17 protein-coding genes are annotated in these 22145 nt (G+C 30.2%); 15 read left to right on the forward strand and 2 right to left on the reverse strand.

Annotation, left to right across the window (positions count from 1 at the left end):
* Positions 1-109 precede the first annotated feature (109 nt).
* The 13 genes from rpoB to SCORR_RS00265 all read left to right on the forward strand — a co-directional run bounded on the left by rpoB (position 110) and on the right by SCORR_RS00265 (position 15748).
* Positions 110-3961, forward strand: a complete 3852-nt coding sequence (gene rpoB / locus SCORR_RS00205) for a DNA-directed RNA polymerase subunit beta (RefSeq protein WP_094047994.1) — start codon at positions 110-112, stop codon at positions 3959-3961.
* Positions 3962-3976: 15 nt separating this feature from the next.
* Entirely contained in the window at positions 3977-7744 is a 3768-nt protein-coding gene (rpoC, locus tag SCORR_RS00210) for a DNA-directed RNA polymerase subunit beta' (protein WP_094047996.1), read from the forward strand.
* 64 nt (positions 7745-7808) lie between these two features.
* Complete coding sequence (rpiB, locus tag SCORR_RS00215) at positions 7809-8237, forward strand: ribose 5-phosphate isomerase B (RefSeq protein ID WP_094047998.1); 429 nt, start codon at positions 7809-7811, stop codon at positions 8235-8237.
* 14 nt (positions 8238-8251) lie between these two features.
* Positions 8252-8875, forward strand: coding sequence for a uracil phosphoribosyltransferase (gene upp, locus SCORR_RS00220; RefSeq protein ID WP_094048000.1), 624 nt, complete (start codon positions 8252-8254; stop codon positions 8873-8875).
* A 124-nt stretch (positions 8876-8999) separates the two neighbouring features.
* Positions 9000-9359 carry an MG406 family protein gene (locus tag SCORR_RS00225; protein WP_094048002.1) on the forward strand — a complete coding sequence of 120 codons (360 nt, stop codon included), beginning with the start codon at positions 9000-9002 and terminating at the stop codon, positions 9357-9359.
* Between the two features lie 41 nt (positions 9360-9400).
* Positions 9401-10171: a F0F1 ATP synthase subunit A gene (locus SCORR_RS00230; RefSeq protein ID WP_094048004.1), complete on the forward strand. Its 771-nt coding sequence runs from the start codon at positions 9401-9403 to the stop codon at positions 10169-10171.
* 72 nt (positions 10172-10243) lie between these two features.
* The gene (locus SCORR_RS00235) at positions 10244-10525 is read left to right on the forward strand and encodes an ATP synthase subunit c family protein (RefSeq protein WP_094049860.1); all 282 of its coding nucleotides are present in this window, start codon (positions 10244-10246) and stop codon (positions 10523-10525) included.
* A 3-nt stretch (positions 10526-10528) separates the two neighbouring features.
* Entirely contained in the window at positions 10529-11071 is a 543-nt protein-coding gene (gene atpF, locus SCORR_RS00240; protein WP_094048006.1) for a F0F1 ATP synthase subunit B, read from the forward strand.
* A 2-nt stretch (positions 11072-11073) separates the two neighbouring features.
* Complete coding sequence (atpH, locus tag SCORR_RS00245) at positions 11074-11619, forward strand: ATP synthase F1 subunit delta (protein ID WP_094048008.1); 546 nt, start codon at positions 11074-11076, stop codon at positions 11617-11619.
* 13 nt (positions 11620-11632) lie between these two features.
* The gene (atpA, locus tag SCORR_RS00250; RefSeq protein WP_094048010.1) at positions 11633-13204 is read left to right on the forward strand and encodes a F0F1 ATP synthase subunit alpha; all 1572 of its coding nucleotides are present in this window, start codon (positions 11633-11635) and stop codon (positions 13202-13204) included.
* Positions 13205-13207: 3 nt separating this feature from the next.
* Positions 13208-14053, forward strand: a complete 846-nt coding sequence (gene atpG / locus SCORR_RS00255; RefSeq protein ID WP_094048012.1) for an ATP synthase F1 subunit gamma — start codon at positions 13208-13210, stop codon at positions 14051-14053.
* Between the two features lie 14 nt (positions 14054-14067).
* Positions 14068-15480: a F0F1 ATP synthase subunit beta gene (gene atpD, locus SCORR_RS00260; RefSeq protein ID WP_094048014.1), complete on the forward strand. Its 1413-nt coding sequence runs from the start codon at positions 14068-14070 to the stop codon at positions 15478-15480.
* On the forward strand, positions 15464-15748 hold the full coding sequence (locus SCORR_RS00265; RefSeq protein ID WP_157705296.1) for a F0F1 ATP synthase subunit epsilon: 285 nt from the start codon (positions 15464-15466) through the stop codon (positions 15746-15748). Before atpD ends, SCORR_RS00265 begins: the two co-directional genes overlap by 17 nt.
* 17 nt (positions 15749-15765) lie before the next feature.
* Here the strand turns inward: SCORR_RS00265 and SCORR_RS00270 are convergent, their stop codons facing one another.
* A complete protein-coding gene (locus SCORR_RS00270) occupies positions 15766-16701 on the reverse strand; it encodes a 5'-3' exonuclease (protein WP_094048018.1) in 936 nt (311 codons plus the stop codon).
* A gap of 20 nt (positions 16702-16721) precedes the next feature.
* The gene (locus SCORR_RS00275) at positions 16722-17324 is read right to left on the reverse strand and encodes a YigZ family protein (protein ID WP_157705298.1); all 603 of its coding nucleotides are present in this window, start codon (positions 17322-17324) and stop codon (positions 16722-16724) included.
* 263 nt (positions 17325-17587) lie between these two features.
* On the opposite strand from SCORR_RS00275, the gene secA reads away from it, so the two are divergent.
* Positions 17588-20482, forward strand: a complete 2895-nt coding sequence (gene secA, locus SCORR_RS00280) for a preprotein translocase subunit SecA (protein WP_094048021.1) — start codon at positions 17588-17590, stop codon at positions 20480-20482.
* Between the two features lie 51 nt (positions 20483-20533).
* Positions 20534-22027 carry a YfcC family protein gene (locus SCORR_RS00285; RefSeq protein ID WP_094048023.1) on the forward strand — a complete coding sequence of 498 codons (1494 nt, stop codon included), beginning with the start codon at positions 20534-20536 and terminating at the stop codon, positions 22025-22027.
* Positions 22028-22145 lie beyond the last annotated feature (118 nt).

Consider the following 22145-nt stretch of genomic DNA (forward strand, 5'->3'; position numbering starts at 1 on the left):
TAAATGCTTGCTTTTGCATTTTAAAAAAACTACTAAAAATCTATTGAAATATACCATTAAAAAGTATAGAATTTATGTGCGTATATTTCATTTGATTGGGGGACACTAAATGAATTTTAAAACAAAAAAAATAAATGCGCTTGTTCAAAGAAGGGATTACTCAAAGGTATCAGGTAATTTAGAATTACCAAACCTTATAGAACTACAAACTGCGACTTTCGAGTGATTTAAGAAAGTTGGAATTAATGAAGTATTTTCTGAAGTATTTCCAATTATGTCAGCTGATGGAAATATTGTTCTTTCACTAACAGATTGAGATTTCAGAGAACCAAGAATGTCAATGGTTAAAGCAAAAGAAGAATCAAAAATATATGATGCACCAATTTATGCGAATTTATCATTAACTATTCATATGGAAGATGTTGAAGTATACAAAAGCAACATAATAGGATCTACAGATGGATTCTTAAAAGCATGGCTTCAAGAAAAACTAGAAGCAAACACAGTTGAGTTTAAAAATGGTAAAGATAATCTTTACTTTTTCGAGTTCAAGAGTAAGTATGGAGAAAGAGACTCAATACAAATTGAACTAAGAGAAGAAAAAGAAGAAATGTTTATTGCAACTGTTGATATTTACAAAACTGGTGAAGTATTCTTTGGTGAGTTTCCTTTAATGACAGATAGAGGAACATTCATAATAAATGGTAGTGAAAAAGTTGTCGTTTCACAATTAGTTAGATCACCAGGTAGTTATTTTAAACAAGAAATGAACCGTAAGAATGGTGAAATGATATATTACGCTGATGTTATTCCCTCAAGAGGTACATGATTAGAATTTGAACTTGAAACTAAGAAAACTGCTGATAATAAATTAGCAAGTGCTTTTCATGTAAAGATTGATAAGTCAAGAAAAACTAGTGTATCAAGTTTACTAACAGCATTTAAAATTGAAAAAGAACTAGTTTTAGATATTTTTGATAATGATAGAACTATTGAACTTAGTTATGAACAAGATACTCTAACTGGGGATATAAATATTGATTATGAAAATCAAGTTCAAGAAATTTATAAAAAAATAAGACAAGGTGAAACTGCAACATCTGATGGCGCAAGTAAATACCTATATGGTTTATTATTTGACAAACGAAAATATGACTTGACAAAGGCTGGTCGTTTTAAACTACAACAAAAATTAGCAGTTAAAAATAGACTAATTGGAAGAATATTAGCCGAAGATATAATTGATGTAAATGGAAAAGTTGCTTTCAGTAAGGGTCTTGAAGTTACAAAAGATAATATTGATGATATAGATTTGGTTTTAAGTGCCGGAGCAATGGTACAAAAAATTAATTTTAATACAAACATTGAGTCTGGTAATGAAATACAAAAAATAAAAGTTTTTAAAGATAATGATTTAAGAGATGAAGTTGCAACAATAATAGGTGTAACTCAAACATCAAACGATGAATTTGTAAATATACCAGATATTATTGCAACTATATCTTATGCTTTAAATCTATCTAATGGTATTGGCGAAGTCGATGATATTGATCACCTAGGTAATAGAAGAGTTCGAACTGTAGGTGAATTGTTACAAAACCAATTTAGAATTGGTATGATGCGTATAGAAAAAAATGTGCGTGAAAAACTAGCTACATCAAATCCATACAAAATGAAACCATCAGGTGTAATTAATAATAAGCCATTAACTGCTATAATAGGAGAATTTTTTAACTTGTCTCAGTTATCACAATTCATGGACCAAACAAACCCATTAGCAGAACTTACAAATAAACGTAGGTTGACTGCCCTTGGTCCAGGTGGTTTAAGCAGAGATAGAGCTGCACTTGAAGTTAGGGACGTTCACCCTTCTCACTATGGTAGAATTTGTCCTATTGAAACTCCTGAAGGACCAAATATTGGTTTGATAAACAACCTATCAACTTATGCAAAAATAAATGAATACGGATTTATAGAAACACCATATAGAAAAGTTAAAAACAAAAAAGTATTCTTAGATCAATATGAATATTTAACTGCTGATAGAGAAAAAGAGTATGTTGTTGCACAAGCAAACATAAAAATGGCAGAAGATGGAACTATTTTAGATGACCAAGTTATAGCAAGATATAGAGGTGATGACATTATGGTTAATGCTTCTGATGTTGACTATGTTGACGTTTCTCCTAAACAAATTGTTTCAATAGCCACTTCTTGTATTCCTTTCTTAGAAAATGATGATGCTAACCGTGCCCTAATGGGTGCTAACATGCAACGTCAAGCAGTACCTTTAATCGATCCTGAATCACCAGTTGTTGGTACAGGAGTAGAATTTGAAGCCGCAAGAGACTCAGGGGATGCTATTGTTGCAACTGAGTCAGGTGTTGTAAAATATGTAGATTCAAAAAGAATTGTTGTTGAACAAAAAAATGGAATCAAAAGTTATGATTTAAATGATTTTAATAGATCGAATAATGGTACTGCAATCACTCACATCCCAATAGTAAGAGTTGGTGACAAAATTCAGGAAAGAGATATCCTTGCTGATGGACCTTCAATGGAAAACGGTGAATTGGCGCTTGGTCAAAATGTTGTTGTAGCATTTACAACTTGAAATGGATACAACTATGAGGATGCCGTTATAGTATCAGAAAGAGTTGTAATTGATGATAGATTTACTTCAATTCATATAGACGAGTATACTATCGAAAGAAGACAGACTAAACAGGGACAAGAAGAAATCACCAGAGATATTCCAAACGTATCAGAAACAGTTAAAAAGAATCTTGATGCAGACGGAATAGTTGCTATAGGTGCAGAAGTAAAAGTTGGAGATATTTTAGTGGGTAAAGTTACTCCAAAGTCACAAACTCAATTATCCCCAGAAGATAAATTATTACACGCAATTTTTGGTGAGAAATCAAGAAATGTTAAAGATAATTCATTAAGAGTTCCAAATGGTGGAGAAGGAATTGTAAAATCAATAAAAAGATTTAGCAAGGCAGATGGTCATGACTTACCAGCTGATATTCTTGAAGTTATAAAAGTTTATGTTGTCCAAAAGCGTAAAATTCAAGAAGGTGACAAAATGGCTGGTCGTCATGGTAACAAAGGTGTTATTTCAAAAATTTTGCCAATCGAGGATATGCCGCATATGGAAGATGGTACACCAGTTGACATTATGTTAAACCCGCAAGGAGTTCCTTCTCGTATGAATATAGGGCAAGTTTTAGAAATTCACCTTGGTATGGCTGCTCAAAAATTAGGTATAAAAGTAAGTACACCTGTTTTTGAAGGAGTAAAAGAAGAAGATCTTAAAGATATAATGTCAGAAGCTGGAATGACAAATTATGGTAAAGTTAAACTAATTGATGGTAGAACTGGCGAAGCATTTGATAAACCTATATCTGTTGGAGTTATGTATATGTTAAAACTTTCACATATGGTTGATGACAAATTACATACAAGAAATATAGGTCCATACTCATTAATTACCCAACAACCTCTAGGTGGAAAAGCACAAAATGGTGGTCAAAGATTTGGTGAGATGGAAGTTTGAGCATTAGAAGCTTATGGTGCTGCTTACACTTTAAGAGAAATATTAACAATTAAGTCAGATGATATTAAGGGTCGTATCAAAACTTATGAATCAATTGTTAGATCAAAACCAATCCCAAAACCTGGTATTCCAGAGTCATTCAATGTTTTAACTAAAGAAATTATGGGATTAGGTTTCGATATGCATATGATTGATGAAAATGGAAAAAAAGCACCGATTAGTGCATATGATGATGATGAAATTGAACTTGATGAATTAAATGATTTTATGGAACATACTTCAACCTCATTCAATAGTGATAATGATATTGATGAATTTGTAGAGACTAGTGAAAGCGACCTTGATGAATTAGATCTAAATGATATAAATGATCTTGATGACAACGAGTCAGAAAATAAATAAAAGGAGTAGTTATAAATGCTAAATAAACCGAATAAAAAAATGATAAAAATTGAATTAGCTTCTCCTGATGTTATAAGAAGTTGATCAAGAGGAGAAGTAACAAAGCCTGAAACTATTAACTACAAAACATTAAAAACAGAAAAAGAAGGATTATTTGACGAAAGAATTTTTGGTCCTACTAGAAACTACGAATGTAGCTGTGGAAAATATAAAAAAGTAAAAAATAAAGGTAAAGTTTGTGAACGTTGTGGTGTTGAAATCACCGAGTCAATTGTAAGACGTGAAAGAATGGGTCATATCGAATTAGAAGAACCTGTCACACATATTTGAATGTTAAAAGTTGCTCCTTCAAGAATAGCATCTATTTTAGATTTAAAAACTAAAGAAGTAGAAGAAGTTGTTTATTTTGTAAGTTATATAGTTTTAGACCCTGGTGTTTCAAAACATATTAAAAAAGGACAAGTACTTGATTTAGGAAATGGAAAAGCAAGCATAAAAACAAGGGAGAAACTTCTTAAAACATTAGAGGATCTAAAACTTAATCTTAAACCTGAGGAGTTCTCATTTAAACGTGCAACAAATTTAATAGAACAATTAGCTTCACCTCAAAGTCCTTTTTCAATGGATGAGGCCGCAACTTTTATATCAAGACATACTGGTGCAAAGTTTGGTATTGGAGCAAGTGCTATTGAAGAATTACTTAAAAATATTGATCTTGGAAGTGAAATAGAAAAAATAAAAGATGACTTAAGAGAAAAAAAAGGATCTTCTGATCAAAGTAAATTGATGAAGAGATTAGAAATTCTTGACTCGCTAAAAAAATCTATGTCAAGACCCGAATGAATGATACTAAGAGTAATTCCCGTTATTCCTCCGGACATTAGACCAATTATACAATTAGATGGTGGTCGTTTTACTACTTCTGAAATAAATGATTTATACAGAAGAATTATTATAAGAAATGAACGTCTAAAAAAAGTTAAATCAATGGGTGCGCCAAGCATAATTGTTAATAATGAAAAACGTATGTTACAAGAAGCGGTTGATGCGTTACTTGATAACGAACGTAAACCAAGACCTGTTATAGGAAAAGATAAGAGAGCTCTTAAATCTCTTACTTCAATCCTTAAAGGTAAGCAAGGTCGTTTTAGACAAAACTTACTTGGTAAACGTGTTGACTACTCAGGTAGATCTGTTATTGCAATTGGGCCAGATTTAAAAATGTATCAAGCTGGTATCCCTAGAGATATGGCTATTACATTATTTAAACCTTTTGTAATAAGAAAATTACAAGAAGATGGTCATGCAGAAAACGTAAAAGTTGCAGAAAAACTAATTTCAGCAAACGATGCGAAAGTATGAGATGTTCTAGAAGAAGTTATTAAAGATAGACCAGTTCTTTTAAACAGAGCACCTACACTGCATAGACTAGGAATTCAGGCTTTCGAACCAAAACTTGTAAAAGGTAAGGCTATAAGACTTCATCCACTAGTAACTACTGCTTTTAACGCAGACTTTGATGGTGATCAAATGGCTGTCCATTTACCAATAAGTGAAGAAGCTGTTGCAGAAGCAAGGGCATTAATGCTTGGTTCTAAAGCTATATTAGGTCCTAAGGATGGTAAACCTATTGTTACACCAACACAGGATATGATTCTTGGTAACTACTATATAACTACTGAAGAAAAAGAATCTGATAACCCTAATATATTAGGACAAGGTACTTTATTCTCAAGCTATGATGAAGTTATTCTTGCTTATGAAACAGGAAGTGTTTCATTAAATGCAATAGTTGGTATCCCAGTTTGTGAATTGAAAAACAAGTTATTTGCAAACGAAGATCAAGAAAAAATATTAATAACAACAGTAGGGAAAATAATTTTCAACCAAATGTTCGTAGAGAAGTTCCCTTGAATTATTAATTCAAACATTTTAAATGCAGAAACTGAAATTAAAAAATTCTTAGTTGGCTTCGATGTCAATATTAGAGAATATATTGAAAAAGAATATATTCTTCAACAACCAATTAAGAAAAAAGAATTATCACTAATAATTGAAAGATATTTCCAATCATTTGGTGCTCAAAAAACTGCTCAAATGTTAGATAACATGAAAGATCTTGGTTTCAAATTCTCGTCAAAATCTGGTACTACAATTAGTGCGGCCGATGTTGTTGCCTTTACAGAGAAGTTTGAAGAGTTTAAAGTTGCTGATCAAAGAGTTAAAGATATAACTAACTTCTATAACTCAGGTATGTTGACAAAAACTGAGAAAAAACGCCGAGTAATTGCAGTTTGATCAAATGTAAAAGATACAATTCAAAATAAACTTGAACAAGTTCTGAAAAAAAATCCTAAGAACCCAGTTTTTGTAATGGCAGACTCAGGTGCTCGTGGTAACGTTTCTAACTTTACACAACTTGTAGGTATGAGAGGTCTTATGAATGACCCTAAAGGTGACATAAAAGAAATCCCTATTAAGTCTTCATTCCGTGAAGGTTTAACAGTTTCTGAATACTTTATTTCAACTCATGGTGCACGTAAAGGTATGGCTGACGTTGCTCTTAAAACAGCTGACTCAGGTTACTTAACACGTAGGTTAGTTGATATTTCTCAAGAAATTATCGTAACACAAGAAGATTGTAACCCTGCAAAAGGATTTTGAGTTCACTCGATTATTGAAACAAAGCATGATAATGTTATTGTTCCTCTAAAAGATAGACTTGTGGGTAGATTTACTTTTGAAGATGTTGAAGATAATAATAATAACATTATTGTAGAATCAAATACATTAATTACTGCAGACATAGCAGATAAAATTTTAAACGCTGGAGTGGATGATGTTCAAATTAGAACTATATTAACTTGTGATACAGAGCGTGGAGTTTGTCAAAAATGTTATGGTATTAACTTAGCGACCGGTGAAGTTGTTACAATTGGTGAACCTGTTGGAGTTATTGCTGCGCAATCAATTGGTGAACCTGGTACACAACTAACAATGCGTACATTCCATACAGGTGGTGTTGCCGGTGGCGCTGATATTACACAAGGATTACCTCGTATTAAAGAGTTATTAGATATTACAACACCAAAAGGTTCGATAGCTATAATTTCTCAAATTGATGGTGTTGTTAAAGAAACTAAAGAAGAAGATGGAATCATATCAATAGTAGTTGGTTCTGAACAAGATGAAAAACGTTATAAATCTCAATATGGAGCAATTCTTCGTGTTGAAGAAGGTGAACACGTTATTAGAGGGCAAAAACTTACTGAAGGTGCTATAAATATTAAAGAACTCCTAGAAGTAGCTCGTGTAGAAGATGTTCAAAATTATATTTTAAAAGAAGTTCAAAAAGTTTATAGACTTCAAGGTATTGAAATCTCAGATAAGTATATTGAAATTATAATCAAGCAAATGTTAAATAAAGTTAAAATAATAGACTCTGGTGAAACTGAATTATTACCAGGAGAAGTTATCTCAGCAAAAGCATTTAGAAATGAAGTTAAAGATGCAATTTTAAATAACAAAAAACCACCTCTTGCTAAAAATGTGATTTTTGGTATTAAAAAAGCTCCACTAGAATCAGATTCTTGATTATCATCGGCGTCATTCCAAGATACAGCTAGAGTTATTGTTAAAGCTGTTATTAAAGGTAAGGTTGATAAATTAGCTGGACTTAAAGAAAATATAATGCTAGGAAACTTAATTCCTGCCGGTACTGGATTGACAGGCAGTGAAGATATTATTAAAAAAGGTAAAGAAGTTTACGATCAAGAGTATTAATAAATCAGGTTAACACCTGATTTTTTTATTAATTAAATGATATATTAAAAACAAGGAGAAAAACATGAAAATATATATAGGAAATGATCATACAGCAGTTGAAATGAAAGAAAAAATATGTAAATATTTAAAGGACAATAATTATGACGTAGTAGACTTGGGTACAAACACTAGTCAAGCAGTTGATTACCCCGATTTTGGAACCGACGTAGCAAGAAAAGTAGTAGAAGATAACGCTCTCGGAATTGTTATATGCGGAAGTGGAATTGGGATTTCAATAGCTGCGAATAAGATTAAGTATGCAAGAGCTGCTTTATGTCATGAAGACAAAGCGGCTGAAATGGCAAGAAAACACAACAATGCTAATATTCTAGCTCTTGGAGCAAGAGTTATTGCAATTGAAAAAGCAATTGATATTGTTAAAACTTTTCTAACTACAAGTTTTGAAGCAGACAGACATGTTAAAAGAGTTAAAAAATTAGATAATCTATAAGAAGGAGATATTATATGTCATTTACAATTATTAAACACCCTTTAATTACTGATAAGTTAACAAGAATGAGAAGAGAAGATACTTCATCCAAAGACTTTAGAGAAAATTTGAATGAAATAGGTCAACTAATGGTTTATGAAATATTCAGAGATGTCCCATTAAAAGAAGTCGATATTAAAACACCGGTTACCAAAACCAAAGGGTATACAATAGATATTCCGGTTGTTCTTATCCCAATCATAAGAGCAGGTTTAGGAATGACAGAAGGAATACAGAAATTAGTGCCTACTGCAAGAATTGCACATATTGGTTTATACAGAGATGAAAAAACTTTAGAGCCTGTAGAATACTATGCAAAAAAAACTGAAAATATAGAGTCAAGTTATGTAATAGTGGTAGACCCTATGCTCGCAACTGGTGGTAGTGCTTCAAAAGCAATTGATATTGCAAAAGGTTGAGGAGCAAAACATATTAAGTTTGTTTGCTTAGTCTCTGTGGATAAAGGAGTAAAAAAACTTCAAAACGATCACCCAGATGTAGACATATATACAGCAAGTCTTGATCCGGTTTTAAATAATAAAGGTTTTATCGAACCTGGCCTTGGAGACGCTGGTGATAGAATATTCGGTACAAAATAATATAAAATAAATTATTTTAATAATAGTTTTCAAGTTTCTTATTTTTTCAAATTAATTTTAAAAAAATTTTATTATTATATTATTTTAGGAGTAATATTAAATTGATGGAACTGGATTGAGATTAATGAATTTAATAAAAAATAAAATATTTTTTTTATATTTGGTAGTCTCAATTTTGGTTTTCTCAGTATTTCTAACTTTGATATTATATAAAGAATTAGATTATCCATGATTAGTTGGTTATTTTTTAGGAATAGCTTGTTTCTGGTCGGGTTTTTTTTATAATCAATTTATTAGTAAAAAATTGATTAAATCATTAGATCCATTCCTATATGCAATGCTATTTATATCAAAATTAGGTATATACATAGTTCCATTCCTTATAAGTTTTTATTTACAAGATTTCATATCGCCAATAGGTATCATAATAGGGTTTAATGGTTTGATATTCATGCCTTTTATCCAAAATATGATTAGTAAATAATTTTTTATATGGTAGTTTTTGTTGAAAAGAGGGGTGGTTAGATGGTCTCATACTTAGTTAAAGACGGATTATTTGACGGATGATTATCTTTAACTCCGCAGTTATTCTCAATTTTTTTAACATTTATAATTATTTGCACTTTTTGTATTGTATATAATGTTAAAATTAGGAACCATGATGATAGTAAAGAGTTATCAGGTTTTTTAGTAATTACGGAATTGTTTATCAGCAAAGTTGAAGGTGTTGTTATTTCTATAATGGGAAAAGAACACAGAAAACTTACCCCATATATAATGTATATTTTTATGTATATAGTTATTTCTTCGGTTGTTGCGTTGTTAGGTTTTGAACCATTAACAACTTCTTATACAACTACTTTGTCAATGGCTTTATTTACATTCATAGGTATATATTATTATGGTATTAGATACCAAAAAGCTGCATTCTTCGTAAAGTATTTGAAAAATCCAATCGAATTAATAGGTCAATTCGTTCCATTAATTTCTCTATCATTTCGATTGTTTGGAAATATGGTTGGAGGAAGCGTAATATTGGCATTGTTATATACTGCTTTAATTAATTTAGAAGGTGGTTTTGGTGGTATTGACTCTGTCTCTGTTGGTATGTCGGTCGACTGATTGACACAATATAAATATTGATGAACAGGTTTTAATATATTTACTATTTTATTAATGCCTTGATTACATTTATATTTTGATTTATTTGATGGAGTAATCCAATCAATAGTTTTCTCAATGCTTACATTATCTTATTGATCTAGTGCTATGCATGGAGAATCAGGTGAAGATTAAAAGGAGAATTAAATTATGTTTATAGAAACTTTAAGAAGTTCATGTATTTTAACAGGTGGTTCATTTATTACAATGCTACCAATTTATACATTGTTTTCACAATTCTTATTTCTTGCTGAAGCAGGAGATAATAATACAGGATTAAAATTAATTGGTGCTGGTATTTGTAGTTTTGGTATGATTGGTGCTAGTTTAGGACAAGGAGTTGTTGGTGCTGGTGCTTGTTTGGCAATTGGACGTAACCCAGAAATAGCTCCAAAAGTAACTTCTACTCTAATTATTACTGCTGGTTTTGCAGAATCTGGTGCCATATATGCGCTTGTTATTAGTATTTTAATTATTTTTGTTGCTTAAAAAATGATTAATTTATTAGCTGACAATAGTAAAAAATATGGTATTCCAGATATAGTAGAGGGATTATTCCCAAACCTACCTATTTTAATTGCACATATATTATCAACGATAATAATTGTTTTATTACTATCTAAACTTGTCTATAAACCTTTTAGACAAACAATAAAGGATAGAAGAAAAAAAATAAATGCATTACTTGATGAAGCTTCATCAAAACAAACTATCGCAAATAAAAATAATGCAGATGCTGCAAGGTATTTAACTGCAGCCAAAGATGAAGCAAAAAGCATTGTTGACTCAGCAAGAGGACAAGCTGATAGCATAAAGTTTGAAATTATTAATAACGCAAAAAAAGAGGCTCAAAATATTCAAGAGCATGCTAACAAAATATTAGAATATGAAAAAGATGAAGCAAGAGAATCAATAAGGAAAGAAATTATTGATATAGCATTTGATGTTGCAGAAAAAGTTGTAGCAAAATCAATATCAAAGAGTGATAACGATAAATTAATAAATGACTTTTTGAATAGTATAGATGGTAAGTAAATATGGAAAAACAAAATATAATTCATAACTGAGCTATTGCAATTTCAAATCTAGCTATAGAAGATAAAAAAACTGACGAGTATATTGCTAGTATTAAAGATCTAATCACATTATTTGAAAAAAATTGAGATGTAAAAGAGTTTTTTTCTAATAATTTTATTGAAGAAACAGTTAAAGAAAAGGTTATTGATGTAAGTCTAAAAAAACAGATTAATGACTTACTTATTAATGCTTTAAAACTAATGGTAAAAAGAAAAGTTTTTGACTCAGTCTGCTCAATTTTAAAGTACTCTTTAAAATTACTTTACGAAAGTAAAAATATAGAAAACGGAATAGTATTATCTTCAGTAAAAATTAGTGATTCTATGATTACAACAATTGAGCAAAAACTTTCAACTAAGTTAAATAAGAAAGTAAAACTTGAAAATGTAATTGATGAATCAATTATCGCTGGTATTTTAGTAGAAGTAGCTAATAAAAGTTATGACTTTTCTATAAAAGGAAAAATTGAAGATATTAAAAACGATTTAAAAGAAAACAGAAATTAAGGAGTGATTAGTAATGTCGCTTAAAATAAATGAAATATCAGAAGTAATTAAAAAACAGATTAAAGACTACGGAAAGAAAGTTATTGAATCTGAAGAAGGTAAAGTAGCAAGTATTGGTGACGGAGTTGCATTGTTATATGGTTTAGATAATGTCATGATGGGGGAATTATTATTATTTCCAAATGATATTTTTGGAATGGTATTGAACTTAGAAGATGGTGCTGTAGGTGCTGTTGTTATGGGAGATGAATCTAAAATTAAACAAGGTGATAAAGTTACTCGTACAAAAAAAATTATTGAAACCGCTGTTGGAGATGAACTTTTAGGAAGAGTCTTAAACGGTATTGGTTTACCAATAGATGGTAATGGACCTTTAAAAAATAAAAAATTTAGTTCTGTTGAAAAAATTGCTTCCGGAGTTATGTCAAGAAAATCAGTTAATCAACCTCTTGAGACAGGTATTCTTTCAATTGATTCAATTATCCCAATTGGAAAAGGCCAAAGAGAGTTAATTATTGGAGATAGACAAACTGGTAAAACAGCTATCGCAATTGATGCTATTATAAATCAAGTTGGTAAAAATGTTAAATGTATTTATGTTGCGATTGGGCAAAAAGAGTCAACTGTAGCACAAGTAGTTGAAAAGTTAAAAAGAGCAAATGCAATGGAATATACAGTAGTTATTTCAGCATCAGCATCTGAACCTGCGCCTATGCAATATATATCTCCATATACAGGGGTTACAATTGCTGAAGAATGAATGTCAAAAGGTGATGATGTACTTATCGTCTATGATGATTTATCAAAACACGCTATTGCATACAGAACATTAGCTTTACTTCTAAGAAGACCACCAGGTAGAGAGGCTTATCCAGGTGACGTATTCTACTTACACTCAAGATTACTTGAAAGAGCAGCTCGTGTAAATGAAAAATTCGGTGGAGGAAGTATAACTGCTTTACCAATTATTGAAACACAAGCCGGCGATATATCAGCTTATATACCAACAAATGTTATTTCTATTACTGATGGTCAAATATTCTTATCAGAACAATTATTTAACTCAGGTATTAGACCAGCGGTTGATACTGGTTTATCAGTTTCGAGAGTTGGTTCTTCAGCACAAATAAAAGCTGTTAAGCAAACAGCGGGAACTTTAAAACTTGAGTTAGCACAATATTATGAGTTACAAGCTTTCGCTAAATTTGGTAGTGATCTTGATGAAACTACAAAAGCAACTCTGGATCATGGTTCAAAAATTGTGGAACTTTTAAAACAAAGGCAATATAAACCTATATCACAAATTGATCAAGCAATTATACTTTTAGCTATAAAAAAAAGATTAATTAAATGAATACCACTATCAGAAGTGTTGAATTACAAAGAAAGAATAATGAACTTCTTTAGTACAGATAAAAATGGACAAGCTCTTAGAAAACATTTAGAAACAGAAAAAGAGTTTAGTGAGAAATTGGAAAAAGATATTTACACCCAACTTGTAATTATATTAAAATCTATAACTTCAAACCTTAATGGTTATGTAGTTTCTGATTATGGTGATGAAAAAGAATTTAAAGGACTTTAACAAATGGCTAACTTAAGTGAGTTAAAAAATGAGCTAAGATCAACTAAAGACATAGGTAAAATAACGGGTGCTATGGAACTTGTTGCAACTGCAAAGTTAAAAAAGATATCAAAAAGATTAGGAAATATTCAAAGTTATTTAAATGATGTTTATGAAATATTTAATTACATAATTACACATACAAATGACTCAAAATATATGAAAAAAAAGGGGAAAGAACCAGATAACATACTATGAATAGTTATTGGTTCTAACCTAGGACTATGTGGTGGTTATAATTCTAATATAATTAAATTAGTTAAAAAACATGTATCTAAAAATGATTTAATTATACCGATTGGTACTAAAGTGCTTAACTTTGCAAAATTTAATAACTACAATATATATAAATCATTAACAAATATTGATGTTGATTTCTCAAATGAACAATCAAGAGAGTTATCAATTTGATTGCTTGAAAACTATTTAAAAAATGAGTTTGGAGCAATAAGAATTATTTACACAAAATTTATAAATAATGTTACTTTTGATGCGACAGTCTTAAATATGTTACCAATTGAGGTTCCTAAAGATGATAAAGATCACGATGATTTAACATTAGAACCTAATGCAGAAATAGTTCTACAAACTAGTGTTTCGATGTATTTAAACACAATTCTATTTGGAACAATCATTGAATCACAAGTTTCGGAACAAGCAAGTAGAAGAATGGCTATGGAGTCTGCCACTAAAAATGGAAAAGAAATAGCAGAAAAACTAGGTATTTTATATAATAGAAAACGTCAAGAAGGTATAACTCAAGAGATTAGTGAAATCGTTGGTGGTGCTAATGCTCAAAGTAGCGATTAATGGAGGTAATATAAATGAATAAAGTAACAGAAGGGAAAGTTGTTCAAGTACTTGGCCCAGTAGTGGATATAAGGTTTAATGATGGTGAACTCCCTGAGTTATTTAATACCATTGAAGTAGATAATAATGGTATTAAACTAGTATTAGAAGTTGTTCAACATATTGGAGACGACTTGGTAAGAACAATTGCTATGGGCCCAACAGAAGGTATGATTAGAGGATTAAAAGCCATAAATACTGGTAGACCAATTTCGGTTCCTGTTGGTGATAAAGTTCTTGGAAGAATGTTTAACGTTCTTGGAGAACCGATTGATGATAAGCCTCCAGTAAAAGATGCAGAAACAATGCCTATTCATAGACAAGCACCAAGTTATGACGATTTAACAACATCAGCTGAAATCCTTGAAACAGGAATCAAAGTTATTGACCTAATGATGCCATTTTCAAAAGGTGGTAAAATTGGTTTATTTGGTGGAGCCGGAGTTGGAAAAACAGTTTTAGTTCAAGAATTAATTAATAACGTTGCCAAAGCACATGGTGGTATTTCTGTATTTGCTGGAGTTGGTGAACGTACTAGAGAGGGTAATGACCTTTATTACGAAATGATTGAAGCTGGAGTTATTGATAAAACTACTTTAGTATTTGGTCAAATGAATGAACCACCTGGTGCAAGAATGAGAGTTGCACTTACTGGTTTAACAATTGCTGAATACTTCAGAGATTTTAAAAAGCAAGATGTTTTATTATTTATCGATAACATTTTTAGATTTACTCAAGCTGGTTCAGAAGTATCTGCTCTTTTAGGGAGAATGCCATCTGCTGTTGGTTACCAACCAACACTTTCTACAGAAATGGGTGCTCTTCAAGAAAGAATTACTTCAACAAAAAAAGGTTCGATTACATCTGTTCAAGCTGTATATGTACCTGCTGACGACTTAACTGACCCAGCACCAGCAACTACTTTCACTCACTTGGATGCGAGAGTTGTTCTTGATAGAGGTATTGCATCTCTTGGTGTTTATCCGGCTATTGACCCATTAAGTTCAAGTTCAAGAATGCTTGACCCACAAATTATTGGGGAAGAACATTATCAAGTTAGTTTAAAAGTCCAAGAAACATTACAAAAGTATAAAGAACTACAATCAATTATTGCAATATTAGGTATGGAGGAGTTATCTGAAGAAGATAAAATAGTAGTTAATAGAGCAAGAAAAATAAGAAATTTCATGTCACAACCATTTACTGTTGGTGAAAAATTTACAGGTAGATCTGGAAAATACGTTCAAGTTGCAGACACTGTTCGTTCTTTTAAAGCAATCTTAGATGGTGAATTTGATAATGTTCCTGAAGTATTATTCATGTACGCTGGTTCAATAGATGAAGTTCAAGAAAGATTTATTGGTCAAAATAATGGAAAAAAAGCTTAAACTAAAAATAATAACACCAGAAGAAACATTTCTAGATGATGTTGAAGTTGAGTCAATCACAATTGTTACTACTGCCGGTAGTATTACAGTATATGCTAATCATGCTCCAATTGTATCAACTCTTGTAATTGGAAACATGAAATATGTAAATAATAACGAAACTAAACATATCCATTTGCATCGTGGGATTTTAAAAATTTCTCATAATCAAGTCAAAATTATTACGCAAAGATTATATGAAGTCGATGAAAAAGGACAAAGAATTTAAAATAAAAGAAAACTTGGTTAACCCAAGTTTTCTTTTTCTAAAAGAGCTTTTCTTTCCATGTAAAGCTTTTGTTGTTCATCATATTTATCGCTTATCATTTTAGTGAATGCTCACATTCTTTCTCTTTTTAAAAACCCCATAAATCTAACATAGTTTACTCTAAGTGGTCTAAAATTAATTCTTCCAAGATCAACATTATTTAGTATCTTTGTTATTTTTTTGTTTTTTAGAACATGTTCTTTACATTCCTCTAGTTTTTTTTGTTTATCCTCAGGGAAGTCGTTCATATTTTTAAAAATGTTCTCTACATTTCCATATTTTTTTATTAATTTAATTGCAGTTTTGTAATGCAAACCTTTTACACCTTTTATGTTATCTGACTGGTCACCTAATAAAGATTTAATATCTGGGATTTGATGCGGTAGACAACCAAATTTTTCTATTACCTTTTCTTCGGTAACAACTTCTCTCTCTGTCTTTTTTGATTGCTGTGATACAATTTTAACGCTGTCGTTTACTAGTTGATAAGTGTCTTTATCATTTGAAAATATTTCTACGTCATATCCTAGCTTAACAGCTAGTCTAGAAATTGTACCCATGATGTCATCTCCTTCGTATCTTTCCTTTTCATATCAAGGAATATTTGCGGAAGTTAAGAAATCTCTTACTAACTGCATTTGTGGAATTAACTCAGGAGGAGTATCTTTCCTTGTAGCCTTATAGTCAGGGTATATTTCTCTTCTTCAGCATTCTTTACCAACATCAAATGTTACTATTATTGTATGATATAATTCAGACTTTATTAATTGGTATATATTTGCAACAAATACATAAACCGCATTTATAAGTTTGCCATCTCTATTAATTGCAACTTTTTTTCTTTTTAGACTCCCATAGTAACCCTTATGTAATAAATGATAACCATCAATTATTACAACTTTCTTCTTTTCCATGCACTTTCACCTTTCAAATGTTAAAAATAATCTAGAGTTTCACTCAAGATTTCAATTTTGAAATTAATTTCTTTTAATAATTCCTTAGTTTTTATTATAATAATAGATATGACATAACTATCTTTGTATTCAAAGATAGTGTTTGATTCACCAGATATTTTAAACAAAAAATTACTTATTGATTTACTATCTTTTAAGTCATATCTTAGTTTTAATTTATACATTAGTTGTACTTTTTTTAGCTCTATATTTGAAAGTAATTTTGTAGCGCCTGAGCAGTATGCCTTTTGTAAATTACCTTTACCTAATTTCACACCACCATAGTATCTAACTACTAATATTGCAATATTTGTTATATTCTTTTTATTAATTATGTTTAATAGAGCCTCCCCTGATACACCATTTGGCTCTTTGTCATTAAAATAACCATAATCTTGTTTACTATAACCGTATTTGTATGCATAGCAATTATGTGTTGCCGCTTTATTTTTATAAAGTTCCAAAAACTGTTTTAATTCATCTTTATTATTTATTTTTCAAATATAGGTGATAAACTTTGATTTTTTAAATGTTTCATTTATTGTTAACAAATTCCTAATTTGCAAAGTGTTTAAATAAACCACGATATCTACCAATCTAATCTTATATTGTTATTTTGTTTAACACAATTTGAGTTATTTAAAAATCAAAAAATAAAAATCTTTTTATAAATGCTAAAAACTTTTATGAAAGTTTGTTTTATAATAAGTTCTATCTTTTATATCTTACCACTTCCTAATGTGAATGTATAAATTAGTAATTTTTTTTATTAATTATTTGAACTATACTATTATTTTCCGTCTCGAAAAGAGTATAATTAATTTAGTTTTTTTAAAGGAGTTTTTGTATGGCAAGAGATAAGGTCATAATTAAGAATCATGGTAAAATTGCAGATAAAATAATTGCAATGGAAGAAGTTTATAAAAGTTTAAAAGACGAGGATTTTGTAAATAAAACAGCAGAATTTCGTGAAAGACTAAAAAATGGGGAATCTTTGGATGATATTTTAGTTGAAGCATTTGCTGTTGTCCGTGAAGCTGCTTCAAGAGTGTTAGGTTTAAAAGCATATAGAGTTCAATTAATTGGTGCAATCATTTTACATCAAGGTGATATAGCAGAGATGAGAACCGGGGAAGGTAAAACACTTACTGGTCTATTTCCGGCTTATTTAAACGCATTAACAGGCGAAGGTGTGCATGTGGTTACAGTTAATGAATATCTTTCACAAAGAGATAGTGAAATTAATGGTAGAGTTTATTCATTGCTGGGTCTAACAGTTGGTCTCAATGGAAGATCACTTAATAAGGATGAAAAAAGAAATGCATATGCACAAGATATAACTTATACAACAAACGCAGAACTAGGTTTTGACTATTTAAGAGATAATATGGTTTATCAGTATAGTCAGAAAGTTCAAAAAAAATTAAACTATGCAATTATTGATGAGGCTGACTCAATATTAATTGATGAAGCGAGAACACCACTTATTATTTCAGGTGGTAGTCAGAATCGTATTAATTTATATAAAGCTGCTGATACTTTCTCTAAATCAATATCACGTGAAAATGATATTGAAATTGATCTTGAGTTTAAGCAAGTCTATTTAACTGAAACAGGAATTGATAAGGCTCAAAAATATTTTAGTTTAGATAATTTATTTGATGTAAAAAACACAGAGTTATTTCACTTAATAATGAATGCTCTAAAAGCTAATTTCACTTTTAAAAAAGAAGTAGAGTATACAGTCCAAGATGGAGAAGTTGTGTTAATTGATCAGTTTACTGGTAGAGTTATGCCTGGTAGAGCTTATAGTGATGGCTTACATCAAGCAATACAAGCAAAAGAAAATGTAAATATTGAAGAAGAAACTATTACACTAGCAACAATTACATACCAAAACTTTTACAGACTATATAATAAATTATCTGGTATGACAGGTACTGCAAAAACAGAAGAAGAAGAGTTTTTGAAAATTTATAACACAAGAGTTATCTGTTGTCCAACCAATAAACCAATCATAAGAAAAGATGAACCTGATTTAACATTTGGTACTAAAAATGCAAAACTTAAAAAACTTGTTACTGATTTAAAAGAACTTAATGAACAAGGTAGACCTGTACTAATCGGTACTACTTCTGTTGAATCATCAGAGCAAGTTGCAAGATATTTAGAAAAAGCTGGGCTCAAGTTTGAAGTTATAAATGCAAAAAATCATCATAGAGAAGCTGAAATAGTAGAAAAAGCGGGGCAGTTTAAATCTATTACATTAGCTACAAATATGGCGGGTAGAGGAACTGATATTAAATTAAGTGATGAGACTAGAAAACTAGGCGGTCTTTTTGTAATGGGTGTAGAGAGAAATGAAGCTAGAAGAATTGATAATCAATTAAGAGGTAGAAGTGGTAGACAAGGAGACCCTGGTACATCAAGATTTTATGTCTCAATGGAAGATGAATTGATGGTAAGGTTCTCAGCCCCAAAACTTAGACAAATGTTTTTAAAACTTGGCGATGACCATATTGAATCTAAGTTATTAACAAGAGCTATTACAAATGCTCAAAAAAAACTTGAAGGGTTAAACTTTGACCAAAGAAAAAATGTTCTTGATTATGACAATATATTAAGTCAACAAAGAGAAGCAATGTATGCACAGAGAGATTCAATTCTTTTACAGGATGACCTAAAGAATGTTATAAGTAGATTCCAATACACAGTTGCTTATGAAACTGTTCAAAATAATTCTGAACTAGTAAGAGGTGAAAGTTTAATAAACATTAGTCAGTTACTTAACTCTCTTAACGGAAATTTAATTGCATCTAATTCATTATCTGAAAAAGATCTAAATGGTTTGGAAAAACAACAAATAGCAAAAATTTTGCAAGAAAAAATGATGGAGAATTATTTAGAGAAAACAAAAGATGTTCCGTCTAATGTAATTTCAGAACTTGAAAGAAGAACGATTATACAAGCCTTTGATAAACATTGAACAAAACACATTAACTTATCACAGAAGTTAAGAAGTGGTATTTATTTACAACAATATGCACAAAACAACCCACTACACGAATATGTCGAAGAATCAGCAAGATTATTTAATAGAATGAAAATATTAATTGCACAAGATACAATAGACAACTTAAATGAATCTTTCATAAGATCTATTGATCAAAGTGATATTCAACAACCTCAAGAAAAAAAAGTTATAGATATAACAGATAAAGATATAAATGATATATTAACTGAGTGAAAGGTTGAGAAAGAAAACTTTTCTAGACCAACGGTCGAAAAAAGGTTTAAAGAATTAGAAGTAGAGTTTAAAGATAATGCTCAATTGTTAGAAAGAACTAGATTTCAATTCTTTATACTTGATGGTTTAATGAATAAACTAGATGAAATTTATAATAGTCAAAACCAGAAGATGATGAATCTAAGTCAAGAAGAACTAGATTCTCTACTTAAAAAATTTGACCTATTCGAAAAAAAATTTACTAAAGAGGATATTAAAAACAAAACTGAAAAAATGTTATTAGATAAAACCGATGAAGAAAAAAATGCAATTATGATTGAAGCACAAGTTCTTTTTGCAATAGCAGACAAATTACAACAAGAAACTAAAGATTTTGTCGTAAAAGATAAAGAGGGTAAAATTAAAAAAGTAATTAAAGTTAAAGATGATGGTTCGATTGATCCTGATGAAATACACGATACAGAACAGGTGCAAACAAAAACAAAGATAGGTTAAAGGCTAGTAATAGTCTTTTTTTATTGTACTAGAACTGAAAGGAGAACAATTATGGAAAATTTTAAAAACAAAAAAAAGTTCAAATGAAGAATTCCAACAGCTTTTACTATTTTAATATCAATAACTTTACTATTGATATTAATTTCATGAATACCAGGTACAACTAGTGATTGAACCGATACAGATGGAACAATTCAAAAAGGTGGCCCTGCTGGGTTATTTGATTTATTTATCGCTCCAATAAACGGTCTTAAAAACAAGATTGATGTTGTGATATATATTTTAATAATAGGTGGTTTCCTTGGTGTAGTAGTAAGCTCTAAAGCACTCGATGCCGGAATTGGAAGATTAGTAAAAAAAATGAAGGGAAGAGAGTTGCTGATTATTCCAATTGTTATGATTTTATTTTCTATTGGTGGTACCGTATTTGGGATGTGCGAAGAAACAATTGCTTTGTATCCTGTTTTAATTCCAGTATTATTAGCAGCTGGATTTGATGTTATAACAACTATTTTAGCAATCCTTTTTGGTGCTGGTATTGGTGTAGTATGTTCAACAATTAATCCGTTTGTTATTCAAATCGCAGTTGATAATGCAAACGTAAGTGGTTTAAAAACCTCTACTGGTATAATTTTAAGAATTATATCATGACTAGTTTTAACTTCAAGCGGAATAGCTTTTGTAATGTGATATGCAATCAAAGTAAAAAATGACCCAAAAAAATCTCCTGTTTATGAAGATAAAGATATACACGAAAAATTGTTTGCGATATCTCAAGATATACCTAAGTTTACTAAGAAACGAAAAGCTATTTTAGCAATATTTAGTGTAACTTTCATTATAATGATATTCTCCTTAATTGCATGAAATCAATTTGGTTTGAGTGTATTTGAAACATTTACTAAATGAGTTAGTCAAAAATCTCCATATATTGCAAGATTTTATAATCCAATTGGTAGTTGAAATTTTTTAGAAACTTCCGCCTTATTCTTGTTATCTTCAATAGTTATTGGTTTTATTGAATGAAAAGGAGAAGAAGACTTCGTTGAGAGTTTTATTAAAGGCTCATCTGATATTTTGTCCGTATGTTTAGTGATAGCATTTGCTGGAGGAATTGGTTTTATTATGGAGCATACAGGAATGCAAAAAGTTTTAGTAAACTCACTATCATCTCCAATGAGAGGGATTGGTAAATACGGTTTTATTGTGCTTGCGTTTTTATTCTTTTTATTAATTTCTGTATTTATTCCTTCTACATCCGGATTTGCAACAGCGGTATTTCCGGTATTAGGTCCTATAGCAAATAGTATTACGATAGGTCTAACATCGGGTACAATAACTGCTTTTTCATTTGCGAACGGAATAATAAATGTAATTTCACCAACTAGTGCAACATTAATGGCAGTTCTATCTTTATCTAAAGTGTCATATGGTAAGTTTATAAAGGCTAGTTGACCATTAATATGTAGTCTAATATTTATTTCGATTATAATTTTATTAATTGGAGTTTCATTACCACTTTCAAATGAAAGCCCATGGTTTTAAGTCATAAAAGATTATATGAAGTGTGTAAAAAAAGTATAAAATAAGTTTACTTTTTAATTTATTTTATGTAAAATAAAATTTACTAATAACTAGGCAAAAGAAACCTAGATTTTTTAGT

It is taken from the genome of Spiroplasma corruscae, from assembly GCF_002237575.1.
GTDB lineage: Bacteria > Bacillota_I > Bacilli_A > Mycoplasmatales > Mycoplasmataceae > Spiroplasma_A > Spiroplasma_A corruscae.